Here is an 18,237-nt window from a genome sequence, read left to right as displayed (position 1 = left end):
AAGACGGGACAGGAGGATGAGCGCAATAAGACGCAGCTGCGCTTGTATGGATTATATGTGCACCGGGTGTATGGGGTCCCCTATGAGAAGCTTGATATTCGTACAGAGTATCTACTTAGCGGCAGCTGTGTAGAAGATCATATACATGAAGAAGAGATGGAAGAATTAGAGCGCCACGTCATAGATAGCATGCTGCTCATGCGTGACTACTTGGAGGAGCCGCTTCGCAATCAGCCGATGTCGATGGATGCGTTCGAGCCGACGGAAGAGACTAGACGCTGTCGTCGGTGTTCTTTCTTGGATATATGCGAATATGGTCAGCGAGATGAGGCAGTATCGTAGCCATATGAAAAATAGACGCTTTCAACTCCACCAGTACAGTGGTTTTGGAAGCGTCTTTGCATTTTTGTGGAAGACTGCCCCGTTTGCTGCTGACTATATTGGTCAGTTCAAGACGCATTCTGTTGGTTTCTGGAACTGTATGTTGTCTATTGATGCAGAATATTGAAGAATTTGTACATACTTATTTGGTAGTGTACTTGTCATTGGTTGGCGTGTTGTTAATAGCATGCGGTGGATATGTAAAGAAGCATGAGCGTATTGCAGCGGATGGAGGACTCGTCAATCAGGGGTTGATCTAGTGAATTGTTCCTGCTCATTATTGATGGTAAAGAGGCAATCTTCCTTGCAATAGAAGCGGTATGGAGAGGGAAAAGGCTAGGTAGGAGCACATTTTGGCAGAACATTAAAATAATCGTTTGAATTTATGAATGGAACCGTGTATACTACAACTACAGAAACATTCAAACATTCGTTTGATTATTGTAATGATTACGATTAAGCAGGCGAAACACCTTCAATGCAATTATTCGGAATTAACGTGCTTAATCTTCAAGGGAATTAACAACAATATAGGTAATGAGGTGAATGCAATGGTAGCACAACGTTCAACGGACGATCTGGAGAACATTCAATCACATACGCTCGATAAAGAAGATGTATGTGAAATTGTATGTTATGACGCTGTTAAAATTAATGCTTTAAAGGGTCGGGTCGAAGACAACGAGGTACAGGGAATGGCTCAAATGTTCAAGGCGTTGTCTGATCCGACACGGATGAAAATGGCATGCTTGCTGGATGAAGGGGAAGAGTTGTGCGTATGCGACATGGCGATATTGACAGGCCAATCGATTGCGACAACTTCACATCACTTGCGAGTGATGAAGAATCTAGGCATCGCAAAATCACGCAAGGATGGTAAGAATGTGTTTTACACCTTGAGTGACCATCATATTCGGTTGCTCGTTCGAATGACACTAGAACACTTGAGAGAGGAGCATTGTCATGACGACGCGGAGCACAGAAAAAGCTGATGAGCGAATTGCATATCGGGTGCAGGGATTGTCGTGCGGCAACTGCGCTAGGGAAATGGAAGGCGAGATTCGCCGGTTGAAGCATGGCGAGGATGCCACATTAAGCTATAACAGCGGCACACTCAAGATGAGCAAGGACATTGATGTGGCTGCCGTAAGACGGATATTGCGTACAGATGGAGCCAAGCTGGTCGAATCAGGCGGAGGATCTGCCGCAAGCGCTGCAAGTGCTGCAAGTGCTGCAAGTGCTCCAGTCCAAGGTCACGTACAATGCGCTTGTGACGGTCATGACCATGAGCATTCCCACGAGGGGCATAGCCATGAAGGACATTCGCACAGTCATTCCCATAGCCACTCAGGTGGCAAGGTGCATCAACATGACCATGGGCATGACCACGGAGCCGAGGGTCATGGACACGATCACAGTCATGGGGATATGAATCGAATGAAGTGGCTGCTGGGCATCTCAGGCTTGCTCTATGTTGCAACATTTATCTTAGATAGCTCGCTGCCGAACGGCGTTCTGATAGGCATGTATCTGCTCGCGATGCTGCTTAGTGGATATGGCACCTTCATGAAGGGACTTCGCAATCTGCTGCGGCTGCGCTTCAATATGGACACTTTGATGACCGTGGCGCTTACCGGGGCAGTTGTTATCGGAGAATGGAAGGAAGCAACACTCGTTGCCATCTTGTTCGGATTGAATGAGATGCTGGAAGGCTACGGCATGGAGCGCGCTCGTCAGTCAATGGAAGCTCTGCTGGCGGTAGCTCCGAAGCAGGCAACTGTACTCCGCGATGGGCAAAGTATTACCATTCCGATTGAACAGCTCGTTGCAGGAGACATTGTACTCGTTCGGCCGGGTGAGAAAATTCCTTCAGACGGTACGGTCGTTGAGGGGAACAGTGCTGTAAACGAAGCAGCGATCACTGGTGAATCGCTGCCGGTAGCCAAGGCGGCTAACGATGTTGTGTTCGGGGGCAGTGTGAATACGGACGGGATTTTGAAGGTTCGTATTGATAAAGCCTATGAAGATTCCTCTTTGGCGAAGATTCTCCATCTCGTGCAGGAAGCTCAGGATACGAAGACGCCAACAGAGCTGTTCATCGATCGATTCGCTCGCATCTATACGCCAATTATCATGATTATTGCAGCACTAGTAATGCTTGTGCCTCCTCTCCTTATGGGTGGAGAGTGGTATAAATGGTTCTATCAAGGGCTTGCTGTTCTTATCGTCGGATGTCCATGTGCACTTATTCTATCATCGCCAATTGCAATCGTCAGCGGAATTACACGCAACGCTCGCAACGGAATTCTGATCAAGGGCGGCGTCCATTTGGAGCAGCTCGGCAAGATTGAAGCACTGGCTTTTGACAAGACAGGTACGTTGACGAAGGGAGAACCTGCTGTACAAGATGAGGCAATTTATGATGAAGAACGCTTCTACCGCGTAGCTGGTTCCATTGAGCAGGCTTCCCTTCATCCGCTTGCGAAAGCTGTTATGCGTCATCTGGAGGCCAAGGGACGTACTTCCTTCGAAGAACCTACGCATAGTGAGACCGTACCGGGAGAAGGCATACGGGCTGAAATCAACGGTGCTGTATACTGGGTAGGCAGCGAACGCGTCATTAATAAGCTGCAAGGCGGTTCTGCTGATCGCGTGCAGCAGGCGCGAGAGGCTGCAGAGCAGATGAAGTCGCGTGGATTGACCTTGGTAGTAGTTGTGTCTGAACAAGATGGTGAGCCGCTGGGTGTGTTCGGATTGGCCGATGAGATTCGTGAAGAGAGCAAACGGACGATAGCAGCACTACACGCCGCTGGGGTGAAGCATACGGTCATGCTGACTGGCGACCACGCTCAATCTGCGGAGCAAGTAGCGAAGAACGTAGGCGTGACAGACTGGTATGCACAATTGCTGCCACAACAGAAGGTCGACAAGATTAAGGAACTTGGCAAGAAGTATCCAGTCGCCATGGTGGGTGACGGCATTAACGATGCGCCTGCCCTTGCTTCGGCTAGCCTAGGTATTGCGATGGGCAAAGGAACGGACAGTGCCGTTGAGACGGCAGATATCGTCCTGATGCAAGATCATCTTGGCAAGCTGCCAAGCGCCATTCGAATCTCGCATAAGGTCAACCGTATCGTACGCTGGAACATCGGACTTGCGCTGGGACTGAAGATCATTGCTCTGCTGCTTACGATTCCAGGTTGGCTGACACTCTGGATTGCCATCCTATCCGATATGGGAGCAACCATTGTAGTTACCTTGCTCGGTATGACGGTACTCCTTGGACGGGATCGTGAGGAATAACGTGAGAGATTGCTTCTATTGAAAAAAGTAAACACCAGAAACCGTATATACCGCCTGTCTTCTCCATTTTCGGAGGGGCAGGCGGTTTTTGTAATTGAGGGTCTCTCTTACAAGCTTCTGGATGCGCGTGAGGCGAAATTTTTCTCAAATAGAAGATAGTTGTTGTCGGTTCTTCCTTGGTATACAAAGCCTGCCCCTCGATAGAACGATTCCAGTGCTGCAACATCAGCAAGGCAGTCGAGCCGGATGCTGTGCTTGTCCGGGAAGTCAATACCGCTCTCGACCCAGGCCAATATGTCACGTCCGATCCCTTGACCCGCATAATGGCGGTTCACAGCCAGTCGGTGCACATATACAGCATCCTCCAATGAATCATCCCCCCACAGCGTACGATCCCAAGGACTTGGCGTTGTTAACAGCATCACCATACCAGCAAGCTGCTCTTCCTGTTTGAACAGGAAGACATCGCCGTTCAAAATTGCGTTTGCAGTCTGGTGAGAGTCTTGTCCCTCAAGCAATGGATTCCATTGCGTAGAGCCTTGTTCGTGAAGCCATCGTGCAGTATTATGCAGCAACGCCATCACGGCCTCCGTGTCAGATGGAAGTGCGCGAACGACGCGGAGCCCGTTAGGCAATGACTGATTTCGAATCAACCCTTTATTCACAACAATACCCCTCCATTTTCTCGCCCTATGTCCATGAATAGTTAGTCGTGCTAAGGCGGTATTATATTGAAGCTATTGTATCGCATTCACCTCGATTTTTGCACTGATGATACTGAACACGGAAGCAGAAGCATTTCTAGAGTAAGAATGGGATCAGTCGGGCATCCTTACAAGATATGGATGGAGCAACTGGAGGTATATGTTCATGAATGAGGCATGGATGCCAGCACGACAGATGAATAACAGGGATACAAGACAGAATAGGGATTCTGCGATGGATGCGCAGAATGGGAGCATGGGAAATCGGAAATATGTCATGCGAGCGATATGCTGGGGAGTACTATTCTCATGCTTACTGCTAACGGGATGTGGATCTACGATGACCGTCTCCTCGGGGGAAGCGGCGTTTTATGCTGGAGAGCCATTGGTTAGTGAACAGGCAGTGCATTCCCCTTGGATCGCAACGAAAAATATGACCCGAATCAATACCGATGATCATGTGAAGGCAGCTGTCACCATATCTCGCACAGTATGGCCCGGGCACATCGAGGAGCAGCGACCGAATGGCGTCGTGCTTGTGCCTGATGAGCAGTGGGCGACAGCGATGGCTGCGGCTGATTTGATTCATTTCCCGAACAATGGTCCTCTTCTCTATATCAAGACAGATCGATTGCCAGAGGAGACACGAGCAGAATTGCTGCGCTTGAAGCCTAAGGGAGCTCCTGATAATAAAGGGGTTCAAGTTATCGTTGTAGGCAAGGTAGATGGGGCAGTTATAAATGAAGTCAAGAAGCTCGGACTCAAGATGGACGTTATTGCTGGGGATAAGCCGGCAGAAGTGGCAGCAGCGATTGATGATTATTATGCTAGAGTGAGCAAGGAACGGCCGATGTCGGTAATAATCGTCTCCTCAGATGAACCGGCTTATGCACTGCCTGCGGTCAATTGGATTGCACATATGCAGGAGCCTGTCTTGTATGTGAATAAGCAGGGAATTCCACAGGCTACGGCTGATGCGCTTGCCAAGCGCCGCAAGAAGGCGGTTATGTATATTCTTGGCTCGGAGAACATTATTCCACGGGAAGTGACCGATGAACTTGCGGTGTTCGGAAGGGTAGAGCGGATTGCTGCTGCGACGCCAGTTGAGCAGGCGATTGCCTTTGCGAAGTATAAGGACAAGAAAACGGGGTTCGGGTGGGGAATAACCACACCAGGCCACAATTTCTCCTTCGTGAAGGAAGGAAATGAGAGGCTGGCAATCGCACAAGCCCCTTTCGCGCATCTGGGCAAACATGCCCCGCTGCTCTGGGTACAGGGGGATCAGGTGCCGATGGCGGTGTATGACTATGTGCAGTCGATCAGACCCTATTACGAGCATAGTCCAGTAGAAGGGCCATATAATGCAGCCTGGTTAACAGGAGCAGAAATGTCCGTTGTCCCACGAATTCAAAGTGAGCTGGATGCTTTGCTTGAAATTCAAGCGAAGAGCGGGGCAGGACACGGATCTACGCATCATCACAGTTCGTGATTCAGAATAACGCAGCATGCAAGCTTCCTTCCCCGACGCTGATTGTTTCATGAAGGAAGCTTGTTACATACGGAACGTTATCGGGATAACGTGCAGGTACACGTTGGCATGCTATTCAAGGGAGATTGTTATCCTGCCCTCAGGTGTAACATGCTGGGTGGATTTCAAGTTGGTTGAGACGGCTTACTAGCTACAATTCGGAGCCGCTTATAATCGCCAGTCCACACACCGTTATGATATAGAGTAGGTCGGCATTTCGCTTGAACCAGTTCCATAAATCGTGGGATATCCGATGGAGATAAGGATGAAGTAAAATCATGCGTGAAGGCATGGAGCCAATGGAGCAGACCGCTCTCGCCGTCAGTCAAGAACGTGGGGCGTTCGAAGTGAATCGCAGAGGTGACTTGAAAACCAGCCTGCTCAAGAACAGTACTGTATTCGCCAATAGTCGGATAATACCAGGGATGAAGCGGCTTCGGATCGATACCGAAGTGTTGCTCTAGAACCTCCTCGATGGCTCGCACGATGACTTCCACATTGCCTTTGCCTCCAAGTTCTGCGACGAAGCGCCCGCCAGGACGGAGAGCGGTGTAGATATGGCGTGCGGCTGCTTCAGGCTTCTTTACCCAGTGGAGGGTGGCGTTCGACAATGCGGCATCAAATGATCCTGCGTAATGTCCGGGGCATTCGGCGGTGATATCCATGGGGATGAAGGTAAGGGAGGGATATTTGTTACGTGCCTGCTCAATCATGTTGACGGATTGGTCGATTCCGACTACTCTTGCCCCTGCCTCTGCCATGTTAGCTGCCAAATCGCCCGTCCCGCATCCCACATCAAGAATTCTCTCTCCTGGCTGTGGCGAGAGCCATCCTACTACATCTGTGCCATACTGCGATACGAATTGAAGCTTACTGTCATACAGTACAGGATTCCAATGATGATCTGTTGACATTAGCAACGCCTCCTCTTTTGTTACCTTCGATAGGATTGATTGATCCACTGCAATTAGTATGACAGATGGGATGTATATAGGTGAAATATATAATGTCTATATACTTTATAGTTATTAATTATTAAAAGGCTAGGTTGTTGCTAAGTGATGGCAATCTTTGATAAATAATCTTTCATTTTGCACAAAAGAAATGGAAAAATGGACAGCTTTCCATTACATTTAAGGAAGGTGAAAAAAAGTTAGAAGAGGTGAATAGATTGGGTAAATCTTCAAAATCAAAACGTGCGAAGCAGCCTGGTCAGACTAGACCTTCTACTTCAGCATCCACTGCTGGACAATCCCGGCCAACGTCAGCTTCACGCACCAATAAGAAGCGCAATAACCGCATCTTCATGTTCATGATTCCTGTGGCCATTGTGGTTCTGCTCGGACTTATATTTGTATTGAACAAGCAAGGGGAGCAGATTAAGCAGGATGAGGTCTTGAACAGACCTGCCGTTCAGTTCGATCTGACTGGACAGCCGACACTTGGTTCTACAGAGGCGAAGGTGTCAATTGTTGAATTCGGTGATTATAAATGCCCTGCATGTAAGGACTGGGAAGCAACGGTGTTCCCGCAGTTGAAGAAGGACTTTATCGATACGGGGAAAGTACAGTTCTCCTTCATCAATTATCCGTTCATCGGTAACTCCTATTTAGCATCGAATGCTGTAGAGGAAGTGTTCCGTCAGAAGCCAGAAGCGTTCTGGCCTTATCATGAGGCCATCTATCATGCACAGGGCAATGAGAGCGACAATTGGGTGACAACCCCATTGCTCGTAGACCTAGCCAAGCAGGTGTCGCCAGAAATTGATGTAGCGAAGTTGGAAGATGCAATTGAGAAGCAGGCGCACAAAGACGCTATCGCGCAGGATTTGAAGTTGAAGGATCTTGCGAAGGTATCAGGTACGCCATCTGTGTATGTGAATGGCAAAGAGTTCACAGGCCAATGGAACAGCTACAGTGAATTGAAAGCGTTCATCGAGAACGCATTAAATGAAGCGAAATAGCATCTACAACGAGTATACAAGCGGTAAGTGATTCGTTCGTTAAATAGAGTTATTCTTTTGAATCAGGAGGTAATGATATATGTCCGTAATCCGGCGTTATGCATTGTATGTTGCTTGGATCATCTCCTTGATTGCAACTTGTGGAAGCTTGTATATGAGTGAAGTACTGTTGTGGGAACCGTGCAAGTTGTGTTGGGTTCAGCGGATATTCATGTATCCGCTTGTTCTTGTGCTGGGGATAGCCGCATACCGCAATGACCGCAGTATCGTCCGGTATACACTCCCGCTATCGATTATCGGCGGGTCGATATCAACCTATCATTATTTGCTGCAGAAGGTACCGGGGATGGCAAGCTTAACTCCTTGCCGCTCTGGGGTTCCGTGTAATTACGATTATATGGAAGGTTGGATTACAATTCCGTTGTTGGCGTTTATTGCATTTCTACTCATCACGATTCTGCTGATCATCGCACGCAAAAACAAGCCAGAGGAATAAGGCGTAGGGTTGTCGACGAGGTGGGGGAGAAGGAAATGATGAAATTCGGATTGCAAATGAAAATGGTAGTTGGCATGCTGGTGGTGTCGGGCGTTACCTATGTGACAAGCGGATTTTTCATCTTCGTGCTGAAGCCGTACTTAGCACCGGGAATGAATGAACTGTTGTATGACGGCATCATCTTCCTGCTCGGCATATTCTGGACCTGCTTGCTAGGTTGGCTTGCAGCACGCCTCATTGTGAAGCCGATTATTCAATTGACGAAGGCGGCAGACGAGGCAGCGCAGGGGAAGTTGAATGTGAGCCTACCGTCGTACCATTTCCATGATGAAGTCAATGTTCTGATTGCTTCTTTTGGCCAAATGGTACGCAATTTGCAGCATATGATTACGGAAATTAAAAGCAGTGTTGATATTACGACGCAAAATACTTCAACATTAAGCGGTGCCATGACTCAAGCCGCTCACCAGATCGAACAAATCTCCTGCGCGGCTGACGAGATGAATCGCGGAGCGGAACAGCAAGCGATGTGGACTGCCTCAGCAGCTGAATCGGTGGAACAGATTCACACCTCAGCTGCTGCCGTTCAGGCAAGAGCGGAAGAGACGGAGCGTATGACTCAAGATATGCTCGGGACGCTTGCAGACAGTGAGGAGATGTTGAAGTCGATCATTGATGGGATGCTGATGGCGGCTGAATCCGGACAGGCTTCGATAGACACGGTACAGCGGCTCAGCGAGCAGGCGGAACAGATCGGGGATATTTCGACCACGGTGCGAGAAATTGCTGATCAGACGCATTTGCTTGCCCTGAATGCCTCGATTGAAGCGGCTAGAGCAGGAGAGCATGGAGCTGGATTTGCCGTCATCGCTTCCCAAGTTCGGAAGCTGGCGGAGCAAAGTGCTTCTGCAGTGAATAATATTAATGACCGCATCGTTCTGATGCAGTCTCAGGTGGAGCAGGCTGTTCGCTTGATTACGAAGCAAGTCGACATCGTAAGTATTGAAGCCTCGAAGAAGGATGAAGCTGCAAATGCCCTGAGTGCTATCGCGCATGTAACGAAGCAGGCGTCGAAGGCCGTTCATGATATTGCAAGTGAAGTTGAGCAGCAGACAGAGCGCTTCGCAACTACGCTAGAGCAGACACGGAGGATGGCTTCCATTGTCAATGAGATGGCGGAAGGCACTCGCCAGGTAGCGAGTGCGACACAAGAACAGACAGCAGTTATGGAAGAAATGGCTGCCTCCTCTGATGTGCTGCGAGATCAAGCGACTCGCTTGCAGGCGCAGACATCGGCATTTAAGAATTAAATTAGGAATTCACCTAATTTATAGGAATTGAACGTAGACTTGCATCAGCCAAATGGATGCAAGTCTTTTCTTGTAACATTTGTTCATATAACTGGTATGTAAAATACATGTTCATTTGCGGCGAAATTGATATGATGGACATACAAGTACTTCACACTAAACGGTATAAGGCAGGAGGAGAACAAATTTTGACAACGCTTTCATATAAAGGTCAGCAATTTATGCTTCAAGGCAAGCCTACACCGCTTATTTCTGGTGCTGTTCATTATTTCCGCATTGTGCCTGAATATTGGGCGGATCGGCTTCGCAAGGTGAAGGCGATGGGCTGCAACTGCGTAGAGACATATATTGCTTGGAACGTGCATGAGCCGCGAGAAGGCCAGTTCAACTTCGAAGGAATGGCTGATATTGCGGAGTTTGTCCGCATTGCAGAGCGCGAAGGTCTGTACGTCATTGTGCGCCCAAGCCCTTACATATGTGCGGAATGGGAGTTCGGGGGGCTGCCTGCATGGCTGCTGAAGGAAGAGATGCGGCTGCGCTGCAGTGATCCTAGATTCTTAGAGAAGGTATCCGCTTACTATGATGCTATTCTCCCGCAATTGAAGCCGCTGCTCGCGACAGCAGGGGGGCCAATTATTGCCGTGCAAATTGAAAATGAGTATGGCAGCTATGGCAATGATCAGGCTTACTTGCAAGCTTTGCGCGGCATGCTGGTAGAACGTGGCATCGACGTCCTATTATTTACTTCGGATGGCCCTGCTGATGATTTGCTGCAGGGTGGGATGGCCGATGGCGTGCTAGCGACCGTCAACTTTGGTTCGAGACCGAAGGAAGCATTCGATAAGTTGAAACAGTATCAGTCAGATGCGCCGCTTATGTGTATGGAGTATTGGAACGGTTGGTTCGATCACTGGTTCGAAGAGCATCATACGCGCAGCGCAGAAGATGCAGCGCAGGTGCTGGATGAGATGCTGGGAATGGGCGCATCGGTGAACTTCTATATGCTGCATGGGGGTACGAACTTCGGGTTTGGCAGTGGTGCTAATCACGGGGGAAGCTTCGAGCCAACGGTAACCAGCTATGACTATGATAGTGCGATTAGTGAAGCAGGAGACATAACACCGAAGTATCGGTTATTCCGAGAAGTAATCGGTAAGTATGTATCGCTGCCTGAAGGTGACCTGCCTGAGAATACGCCGAAGACAGCGTACGGTGAAGTCACAGTGAACCGAGCTGTGAAGCTGTTTGATACGCTTGCGTCTATGACGGATGTAAAGATGAGTATATGTCCGGAGCCAATGGAAATGTATGATCAGAATCATGGCTTTATCTTGTACTCCACTCAAGTGTCTGGCCCGCGCACAGAATGCACGCTGACGATTCAGGATGTTCGCGATCGTGCTCATGTATTCTTGGATCGGAAGCTAATCGGCATAGTGGAGCGCTGGGATCCCCAGAAGCTGGCGGTAACGATTCCAGAGGGTGGAGCGCGGCTTGATATTTTTGTAGAAAATATGGGGCGTGTCAACTATGGATCAGAGCTGTATGATCGCAAAGGGATTACGCATGGTGTTCGATTGAATGGGCAATTTCTGTTCCATTGGGAAGTGCGCAGTTTGGAGCTGGAGACTCTGAGTGGCTTGCAATTTAATACAGCTGATTCTGGGCTGGAGGGAGAGCAGCCGGCATTCTACGAGGCTACGCTATCGATTCAAGAGCAGCCGCAGGATACATTCCTTCGCTTGGATGGATGGAAGAAGGGTGTAGTGTTCGTAAACGGCTTCAATCTCGGACGTTACTGGGAGGTTGGTCCGCAGCAGACACTGTATGTTCCAGCACCAATACTCCGCCAAGGAGAAAACCAAATAGTCGTATTTGAGCTGCACACTCCGGGAGACAAACTTACTTTCGAAGCGGTTCCGTCCTTATAATGCCATATGTAGATTATCGGAAATACAGAGCAGCCATTCTCCCTCCGAGAAGGGCTGCTCTACTTGATCAGAGTTAATCAAATGACCGGAAGCATGTTGTCGGCTTCTGCAGGAACAAGATCAGGAATAAGATCGATTCCGGGTTCCAGTACGGAACTAGGTTCTTCTATCACTTCGACAGTATCTTGAACGGCAGCGGACAATGGTTCTGCCACTTCTTCATGATTCGGAGATCCAACGGTTGTCTGTATGAACGTTGTTACTCCTTGCCGGTAGCGTTCTTGATCGACGGAATAAGCGGTACCATGCCCGGCTCCCTCAATGAGGATCAAGGAAGATGTACCATGCTTCGCTTCATGCAGTTGTTCACTCATCCATGTCGGCACAAAACGATCCTCCTTGCCATGAATGAATAAGACGGGGAGGGGGCACGTCTTCATAATTCGTAATGGGCTTACTTGCTGCATGCGGAATCCAGCCTTGCGCAGAAGCAATCGATTAATGAGTGCCATAGTAGGCCATGCAGGCATTTGATTCAGCTTCGTTACTTGATAATGAATGAGCTGTGTCAAATCGGAGTATGGGCAGTCAGCCACAATGAACTGCACCTGTGGCCTGCGGATTGCTGCGTATTCTAGCACGGTTCCCCCACCAAGCGATTGACCATGCAATCCAATGATGCAATCCTTCCCCTTCCGTTCAACAATCCAGTCCACCCACATTTGCACATCGTATTTTTCTTTGTAGCCAAAGGTTGTGTACTTGCCTTCACTCTGACCATGCCTGCGCTGATCGACAAGTAGGACATTAAAGCCTTGCTCGGTGAACATATCCATAAATTGAGCTGACCAAGGAAGAGCTCCTGTATAGCCGTGAACAATTAGCGCAATCCGGCGTGAATTCGGAAATTTCTCCATATAATAGCCGTGCAGCTTAATGCCATCATGGCTTCGGATAGTGATTTCTTCTTTGCGGCAGGCTTCAAATTGTTCACGAGTGAATACCCCTTGCTGTTCAAGCATTTCCAGACAGCGCTCGTAGGTGGAACATTTGGAGCGTGTCATATAGTAAACAGCATAATGGGGAATGAGCCAAGCAGACAGTAACAAAAAGATAATAATGCCAGATGCAATCGGTGTCAGCATTGCTGTCAGACCTCCAATCACGTATACATTAGTCAAGCATATTGTCCGCGGATACGGATTAGGATGTGCAGATTGGTGTTGATTTAACCGGACTCCAAGCAACCATCGCGAGTAATGCTTCCTGTACTGAAGCATTGACCAAATAGCAAAGGAAAGATTCGTGTCATGGCTGAACAGGTAATGGGCTTAGCATTATAGACTATGACCATATATACCTGTATGCGAAGTGGTATGAATTGCATGAGCAGGATGGATTGGATTTCGGAGCCATTGTCCGTTACAATGGAACGGGGTAAGAGAAAGAAAGAACTCGAGGGTCGAATAGCATTCCAAAGTGGGATTATATACATAAGAAAGCTTGAACAATGCGGCAGTTACAAATGGCTGCAAGCTGATTATTCGTACTTTCATGAACATTACACACAGAAATGCCGCTGATTTAGCTGCAAGCCTGTGTCACATTTCGTCAAAAACGTTTATAATGATTGCATAGACAAGCCCCGCCCTCTGCGGGGTGTTGCCTTGTTCTGAGCGGGAACTGAGTACGTTCCACGCCATATGCAACGAGCGAAAGGATTTGGAACAATTATGTGTGGCATTGCTGGTATATATCATTTTCATGATCAACAACCTTCTGAACAAGTAGTACGCTCGATGATGGACTTGATCCACCATCGCGGACCGAATGACGCGAAGCTGTGGATTGGCGATCGTGTTGGACTAGGCTTCCGCCGTCTGTCCATTATCGACGTCGCAGTTGGAGCGCAGCCGCTCAGCAACGAGGATGATTCAATTTGGATTATTTTCAACGGGGAGATATACAATTATCAAGAGCTGCGTGAGGATTTGATCCATCGCGGGCACCAATTCAAGACACATACGGATACAGAAGTTATTATTCATCTGTACGAAGAGCATGGTTCGAAGTGTGTGCATCATCTTCGCGGTATGTTTGGCTTCGCTATCTGGGATCGCAACAAGCAGGAGCTGTTTATTGCGCGTGACCATTTCGGGATTAAGCCTGTATATTATTATCAAAATGACGAGATGTTCGTCTTTGGTTCGGAAATTAAAAGCTTGCTGGCGGTTCCAGGTGTTCAACGCCAAGTGAACATGAACAGCTTCTATAATTACTTAACATTCCAATACGTACCAGATCCGAACACGATGTATCAAGGGATTCATAAGCTGCCACCTGCGCACTCTATCACAATCCCGTTCGGCGGGAAGCCGATCATCGAGAAGTATTGGGATCCAATGTTCGAGCCTGTGGATCGTCCATTGACACAAATTATCGAGGAAATTCGCGATGTTATGCGCGATTCCGTAGAGCATCATCTTCATAGTGAAGTGGAACGCGGCTGCTTCCTCTCCAGTGGGATTGACTCGACGATTACATCTACTTTGATGCGTTCGATGGAACCGATCAAGACATTTAGTGTCGGCTTCGAAGGTGCGAACAATGAGACGATTATTGCTCAGGATACAGCTAGACAGCTAGATACGGAGCATTATGATCGCATGATTACACAGGAGATGTACTTCGACGCAGTACCGCGGGCGATTTGGCACTTGGACGAGCCAGTAGCGGATCCATCCGCGATCGCTTTGTATGAGGTTGCTCGCTTAGCGAAAGAGCATGTCACAGTCGTATTGTCAGGTGAGGGCGCGGATGAATTGTTCGGTGGATACCGCATATATCGCGAACCGCATTCCCTTCGTTATCTGTCATGGATGCCTGAAGGCATGCAGCGTGCGATGCACAAGATGGTGCAGTCCGTTCCGTTCAACTTCTATGGCAAGAACTACTTGCTTCGTGGAACGACGCCGCTTGAAGAACGCTTCCTCGGTAACGCGAACATTATGACGGATGATGCGAAGGTAGAACTGCTGCGTGCGACACAGTCCGAGATTGCTGACTTCACGAAGCCGTTTGATATCGCACGTACTTATTATGACCGTACACGTCACCTCGATCCTGTATCTCGGATGCAGTATATCGATATGAATCTGTGGATGCCTGGCGACATCCTGATGAAGGCGGATAAGCTGACAATGGCGCATTCGCTCGAACTGCGCGTTCCGTTCTTGGATCGTAAAGTTTTCGATGTGGCCCGCAGCATCCCAGCCCATCACCGCATTGCAGACGGTACGACGAAATATGCGCTTCGCAAAGCGATGCAGGGAATTATCCCAGATTCGGTATTGAACCGTCCGAAGCTCGGCTTCCCGGTACCAATGCGCGATTGGTTGCGCACGGAACGTGCAAATATCATGTGGGAAGAGTTATCCGCAAGTGGTATTGACCACCTCGTCAATTTGACGGCTGTTGAAGATATGTTCCGCCGTCACAAGAATGGACAAGGGGACTACTCCCGCAAGATTTGGACATTGCATGTGTTCGCCCTCTGGCACCGCACATACATGAAACAGCAATAAAATAGTGGATCTAGAAAAGCAGCTCCTGATCAGCAGGGGTTGCTTTTTTTGCGTTCAGGTTAAATGGGAAGGGTATTTATTATACTTGCGAACCCTTTGTATAACTAGTCTGCATATTGCAATAAACGTTGTATCAAAATGCTAAAAAAGCAGCAAGCCATTTCCGCGACGGGAACGGCTTGCTGCTTTTCCTTTGTTTCATCTATTCGCCGGCTGGCGAGAATTAATTCGAAGAAGCTTGTGGCTGTGTCGTTGTATCGTCAGAGCTCTCGCCTGGCTTTCGGTTCTGCATCGCCTCACGGGAGATGCGACCATTGCCGATAAGCAAAGCAACGAAGATACCGACCACGATGAAGCCGAGACCTGTCAAGAAGACAGTGGAGAAGGAAGCAGACCAAGCATCCTTGATCGTATTCAACACGTTCACTTTCAAGTCCTCAGGAAGCTGCTTCAGTAAATCGCTGTTAATCAGCAACTGATACAGCGTATTGGAATCTGTGCCGGTCTTGCTCAGAACGGCTTGCGTTCCTGGGTCGGCACTCGCAGTTGCATTCGCAATATTCGTTGCAATGACGCTGTTCATAATAACGTTGAACAAGGTTGCCCCGATCGTCGATCCGATGGAACGGAAGAACGTCGTAGCGGACGTAACGGTACCTAGCTGTTCACGTGGGAATGCATTCTGCACGACCAAAGTGATGATTGGCATAACCATACCGATACCGAAGCCAAGTACGACCATGAACGAATATGCCGTCCAAGTTGAAGTGCTGACACCCATCGTGCTCATAAGCCAGAAACCAACAGCACTGATGACCATACCGACCGCCATTACTGCACGGTAGCGCATGCGCAGTACCAATTGTCCAGCCAAAATGCTTGCAATAATCAAGGCAATCATCATTGGTGTCATTGTAGAGCCTGCTTGTGTTGGTGTTACACCAAGCACCCCTTGCATGAACATTGGCACGAACATAATGGCACCGAACATGCCGAGACCAACGAGAAAGCCGAGTGCAACAGATACGTTGAAGATGCGGCTCTTAAATAGAGACATATCGATAATTGGCTCTGCTGCTCGGCGTTCGATGAAGACGAACAGAACGAACAGGAGAAGTGCACTCGCGAAGACGAGAATGCTCGTTGGAGAATCCCAAGCATACTTGTTATGGTCGAGCGACAGCCCGAGCAGCAACAAGACGATACCCGGGATAAGAGTGAAAATTCCGAGCCAGTCAATCGAGATTTTTTTGCTTCTATCACGCGGCTCATCGATGGACTTCATACCGATAAAGATTAAGACTGTTGATAACAAACCAAATGGAACATTAATCAGGAAAATCCAATGCCAGCTAATATGATCGACAATAAAACCACCGAAGAACGGACCGATAACGGAGCTAAGACCGAATATAGCCCCGAATACGCCTTGCCACTTGGCGCGTTCCTGCGGACTGAACATCATACCGATAATCGTCTGGGACATCGGCATCAGCATACCGCCACCAATACCTTGGATCGCCCTGTAAATAATTAACTGTTCCATATTCACTGCCGTTGCGCATAAGCCTGAACCGATAACGAAGATAAGCCATCCAGTTAGGTAGATGAATCGGCTTCCGAACAAATCCGCTAATTTCCCGGCAAGCGGGATGACTGCTGTAGAGCAGATCATATAAGCGGTTGTTACCCAAGCGAAGATGGCGAACCCATTGAGATCCTTAATGATCGTTGGCATGGCCGTGCCGACGATCGTCTGCTCTAGGGAACTGAAGAACATCCCCATAATCAGACCGAATAGCACCATATTGCGGCGGGATGCCGCATGGTCTTTCACTGTGGCCATTTATTAATCACCTTTCTTTCATGCTCGTTTATATGTTGTGTGAACGACTGACCTTCGGGTCAAAAAATAACATGTTGATACTATAATCCCGATTGACCGCGAAGTCAATTGTTTTGGAACTAAAATATTTTTCATAATATTATGTTTGTGGTATGGTAGGAATAACGTAACAAACGATGCTGACTTGACGGTCAAAAAAGAATGAACCGAAAGTCATGACATACGGAGGACGGGATATGGAAGAGAAAAAACGACTCATCATGGAAACAGCGCTCTCGCTGTTCGCTGAAAAGGGTTATCATGAAACCTCGATTCAAGAAATTGCAGAACGTATCGGAATTGCCAAGGGATCAGTCTATTCCTTCTTTCGTTCGAAGGAAGAAATTTTATTCACAATATTCGACCATTATCACCAGATGATGTATGAATTAGCACGGGATACACTCGCTGACAATTTGCCGGCTCGCCAGAAGCTGAACAAGCTCATTCACATTTCTCTGGAGCAGTTCGGCAGATTCAAGTTGTTCCTTACCCTGCAGCGCAAGGAAGCGCACCTATATAAGAAGCGGGAAATTCGAGATATGGTATTCGATTTCCGTGCAAAGCGCTTCTTTACCTTCCGCCAAGTGGTTGCTGAAGTATACGGTCAGGAAGCGGAACCTTATTGGATGGACTTAGCGACAATTATTAGTGGTATGACCATTGAGTTCATGAGTTATGCGACATTTGACAGGAAAAATGTGGACTTCGATCAAGTGTGCACCTTTATTGTAAATGTTCTGGATGCGACTGCAGAGTCACTTGTTCGCAAGCATGCCGAGCCTGTACTTACCATGGCACTTATGAATGATTTTATGCGTTCTGGACACGTAAGCATGTCCAACTCGCAGCAACAATTGCTGGATCAAGTGTGGCTGCTGAAGGATGCAGTGATGAGTGCGCCGTTCAGCTTGAAGCAGCGTGAGGAAGCAGAGCAAGCGTACACAGCTCTAGAGTCGGAAATATTAAGGGGAAGCGGCAAAACGGTTAATGCGAGAGCAATGGCACTGTTCCTCTGCTCGATGCCGGACGATCCAATTGAGCAGGCGGCCAAGCGGATTCTAACCTTGCTGGAGCACACTTGCGAGTCAGAAGGGGATGAGCGGACATGCAAGCGTGGCTGAACAGAATTGATCCGATCACGAAGGGGAT

General features: G+C 48.4%; 15 protein-coding genes. 11 read left to right on the top strand and 4 right to left on the bottom strand.

The window, feature by feature from the left end; translation table 11 throughout:
* The 4 genes from AZ66_RS16590 to AZ66_RS16575 all read left to right on the top strand — a co-directional run.
* Window positions 1-342: PD-(D/E)XK nuclease family protein (locus tag AZ66_RS16590; RefSeq protein ID WP_044355845.1), on the top strand; the 342-nt coding region annotated here is incomplete at its 5' end.
* 152 nt (window positions 343-494) lie between these two features.
* The gene (locus AZ66_RS16585; protein WP_156159990.1) at window positions 495-641 is read left to right on the top strand and encodes a hypothetical protein; all 147 of its coding nucleotides are present in this window, start codon (window positions 495-497) and stop codon (window positions 639-641) included.
* Between the two features lie 291 nt (window positions 642-932).
* Window positions 933-1,373, top strand: a complete 441-nt coding sequence (locus AZ66_RS16580) for an ArsR/SmtB family transcription factor (protein WP_036620660.1) — start codon at window positions 933-935, stop codon at window positions 1,371-1,373.
* Window positions 1,345-3,684 carry a heavy metal translocating P-type ATPase gene (locus tag AZ66_RS16575; RefSeq protein WP_044355843.1) on the top strand — a complete coding sequence of 780 codons (2,340 nt, stop codon included), beginning with the start codon at window positions 1,345-1,347 and terminating at the stop codon, window positions 3,682-3,684. The genes AZ66_RS16580 and AZ66_RS16575 overlap by 29 nt, the downstream gene beginning before the upstream one ends.
* Window positions 3,685-3,791: 107 nt before the next feature.
* On the opposite strand, the gene AZ66_RS16570 is transcribed toward AZ66_RS16575, so the two are convergent.
* A complete protein-coding gene (locus AZ66_RS16570) occupies window positions 3,792-4,349 on the bottom strand; it encodes a GNAT family N-acetyltransferase (RefSeq protein WP_044355842.1) in 558 nt (185 codons plus the stop codon).
* Between the two features lie 205 nt (window positions 4,350-4,554).
* On the opposite strand from AZ66_RS16570, the gene AZ66_RS16565 reads away from it, so the two are divergent.
* Window positions 4,555-5,877, top strand: coding sequence for a cell wall-binding repeat-containing protein (locus AZ66_RS16565; RefSeq protein ID WP_052648564.1), 1,323 nt, complete (start codon window positions 4,555-4,557; stop codon window positions 5,875-5,877).
* A 164-nt stretch (window positions 5,878-6,041) separates the two neighbouring features.
* Here AZ66_RS16565 and AZ66_RS16560 read toward each other — a convergent pair whose 3' ends face one another.
* The gene (locus AZ66_RS16560) at window positions 6,042-6,830 is read right to left on the bottom strand and encodes a class I SAM-dependent methyltransferase (RefSeq protein ID WP_044355841.1); all 789 of its coding nucleotides are present in this window, start codon (window positions 6,828-6,830) and stop codon (window positions 6,042-6,044) included.
* A gap of 257 nt (window positions 6,831-7,087) precedes the next feature.
* Here AZ66_RS16560 and AZ66_RS16555 point away from each other — a divergent pair, with 257 nt between their 5' ends.
* The 4 genes from AZ66_RS16555 (at window position 7,088) to AZ66_RS16540 (ending at window position 11,616) form a co-directional block, all read left to right on the top strand.
* On the top strand, window positions 7,088-7,879 hold the full coding sequence (locus AZ66_RS16555; protein WP_082061620.1) for a DsbA family protein: 792 nt from the start codon (window positions 7,088-7,090) through the stop codon (window positions 7,877-7,879).
* Window positions 7,880-7,958: 79 nt separating this feature from the next.
* On the top strand, window positions 7,959-8,375 hold the full coding sequence (locus tag AZ66_RS16550) for a disulfide oxidoreductase (RefSeq protein WP_021261231.1): 417 nt from the start codon (window positions 7,959-7,961) through the stop codon (window positions 8,373-8,375).
* A 35-nt stretch (window positions 8,376-8,410) separates the two neighbouring features.
* Window positions 8,411-9,685 (top strand): methyl-accepting chemotaxis protein, encoded by a 1,275-nt coding sequence (locus tag AZ66_RS16545; protein WP_082061619.1) that lies wholly within the window; start codon window positions 8,411-8,413, stop codon window positions 9,683-9,685.
* Window positions 9,686-9,873: 188 nt separating this feature from the next.
* The gene (locus tag AZ66_RS16540) at window positions 9,874-11,616 is read left to right on the top strand and encodes a glycoside hydrolase family 35 protein (protein ID WP_044355840.1); all 1,743 of its coding nucleotides are present in this window, start codon (window positions 9,874-9,876) and stop codon (window positions 11,614-11,616) included.
* Window positions 11,617-11,693: 77 nt separating this feature from the next.
* On the opposite strand, the gene AZ66_RS16535 is transcribed toward AZ66_RS16540, so the two are convergent.
* Window positions 11,694-12,761 (bottom strand): alpha/beta hydrolase, encoded by a 1,068-nt coding sequence (locus AZ66_RS16535; protein ID WP_044355839.1) that lies wholly within the window; start codon window positions 12,759-12,761, stop codon window positions 11,694-11,696.
* Between the two features lie 588 nt (window positions 12,762-13,349).
* On the opposite strand from AZ66_RS16535, the gene asnB reads away from it, so the two are divergent.
* Window positions 13,350-15,200 carry an asparagine synthase (glutamine-hydrolyzing) gene (asnB, locus tag AZ66_RS16530; RefSeq protein ID WP_044355838.1) on the top strand — a complete coding sequence of 617 codons (1,851 nt, stop codon included), beginning with the start codon at window positions 13,350-13,352 and terminating at the stop codon, window positions 15,198-15,200.
* 223 nt (window positions 15,201-15,423) lie between these two features.
* On the opposite strand, the gene AZ66_RS16525 is transcribed toward asnB, so the two are convergent.
* Window positions 15,424-17,046, bottom strand: coding sequence for an MDR family MFS transporter (locus AZ66_RS16525; protein ID WP_044355837.1), 1,623 nt, complete (start codon window positions 17,044-17,046; stop codon window positions 15,424-15,426).
* A 236-nt stretch (window positions 17,047-17,282) separates the two neighbouring features.
* Between AZ66_RS16525 and AZ66_RS16520 the strand changes: the two genes are divergently transcribed.
* Window positions 17,283-18,209, top strand: a complete 927-nt coding sequence (locus tag AZ66_RS16520) for a TetR/AcrR family transcriptional regulator (RefSeq protein WP_021256182.1) — start codon at window positions 17,283-17,285, stop codon at window positions 18,207-18,209.
* Window positions 18,210-18,237: the final 28 nt, after the last annotated feature.

Origin of the sequence: Paenibacillus sp. E194, from assembly GCF_000935845.1 — a bacterium.
Lineage (GTDB): Bacteria > Bacillota > Bacilli > Paenibacillales > Paenibacillaceae > Paenibacillus_B > Paenibacillus_B alvei_B.
The sequence above is the reverse complement of the archived record's forward strand: the minus strand, read 5'-3'. Positions and strand labels throughout refer to the sequence as shown.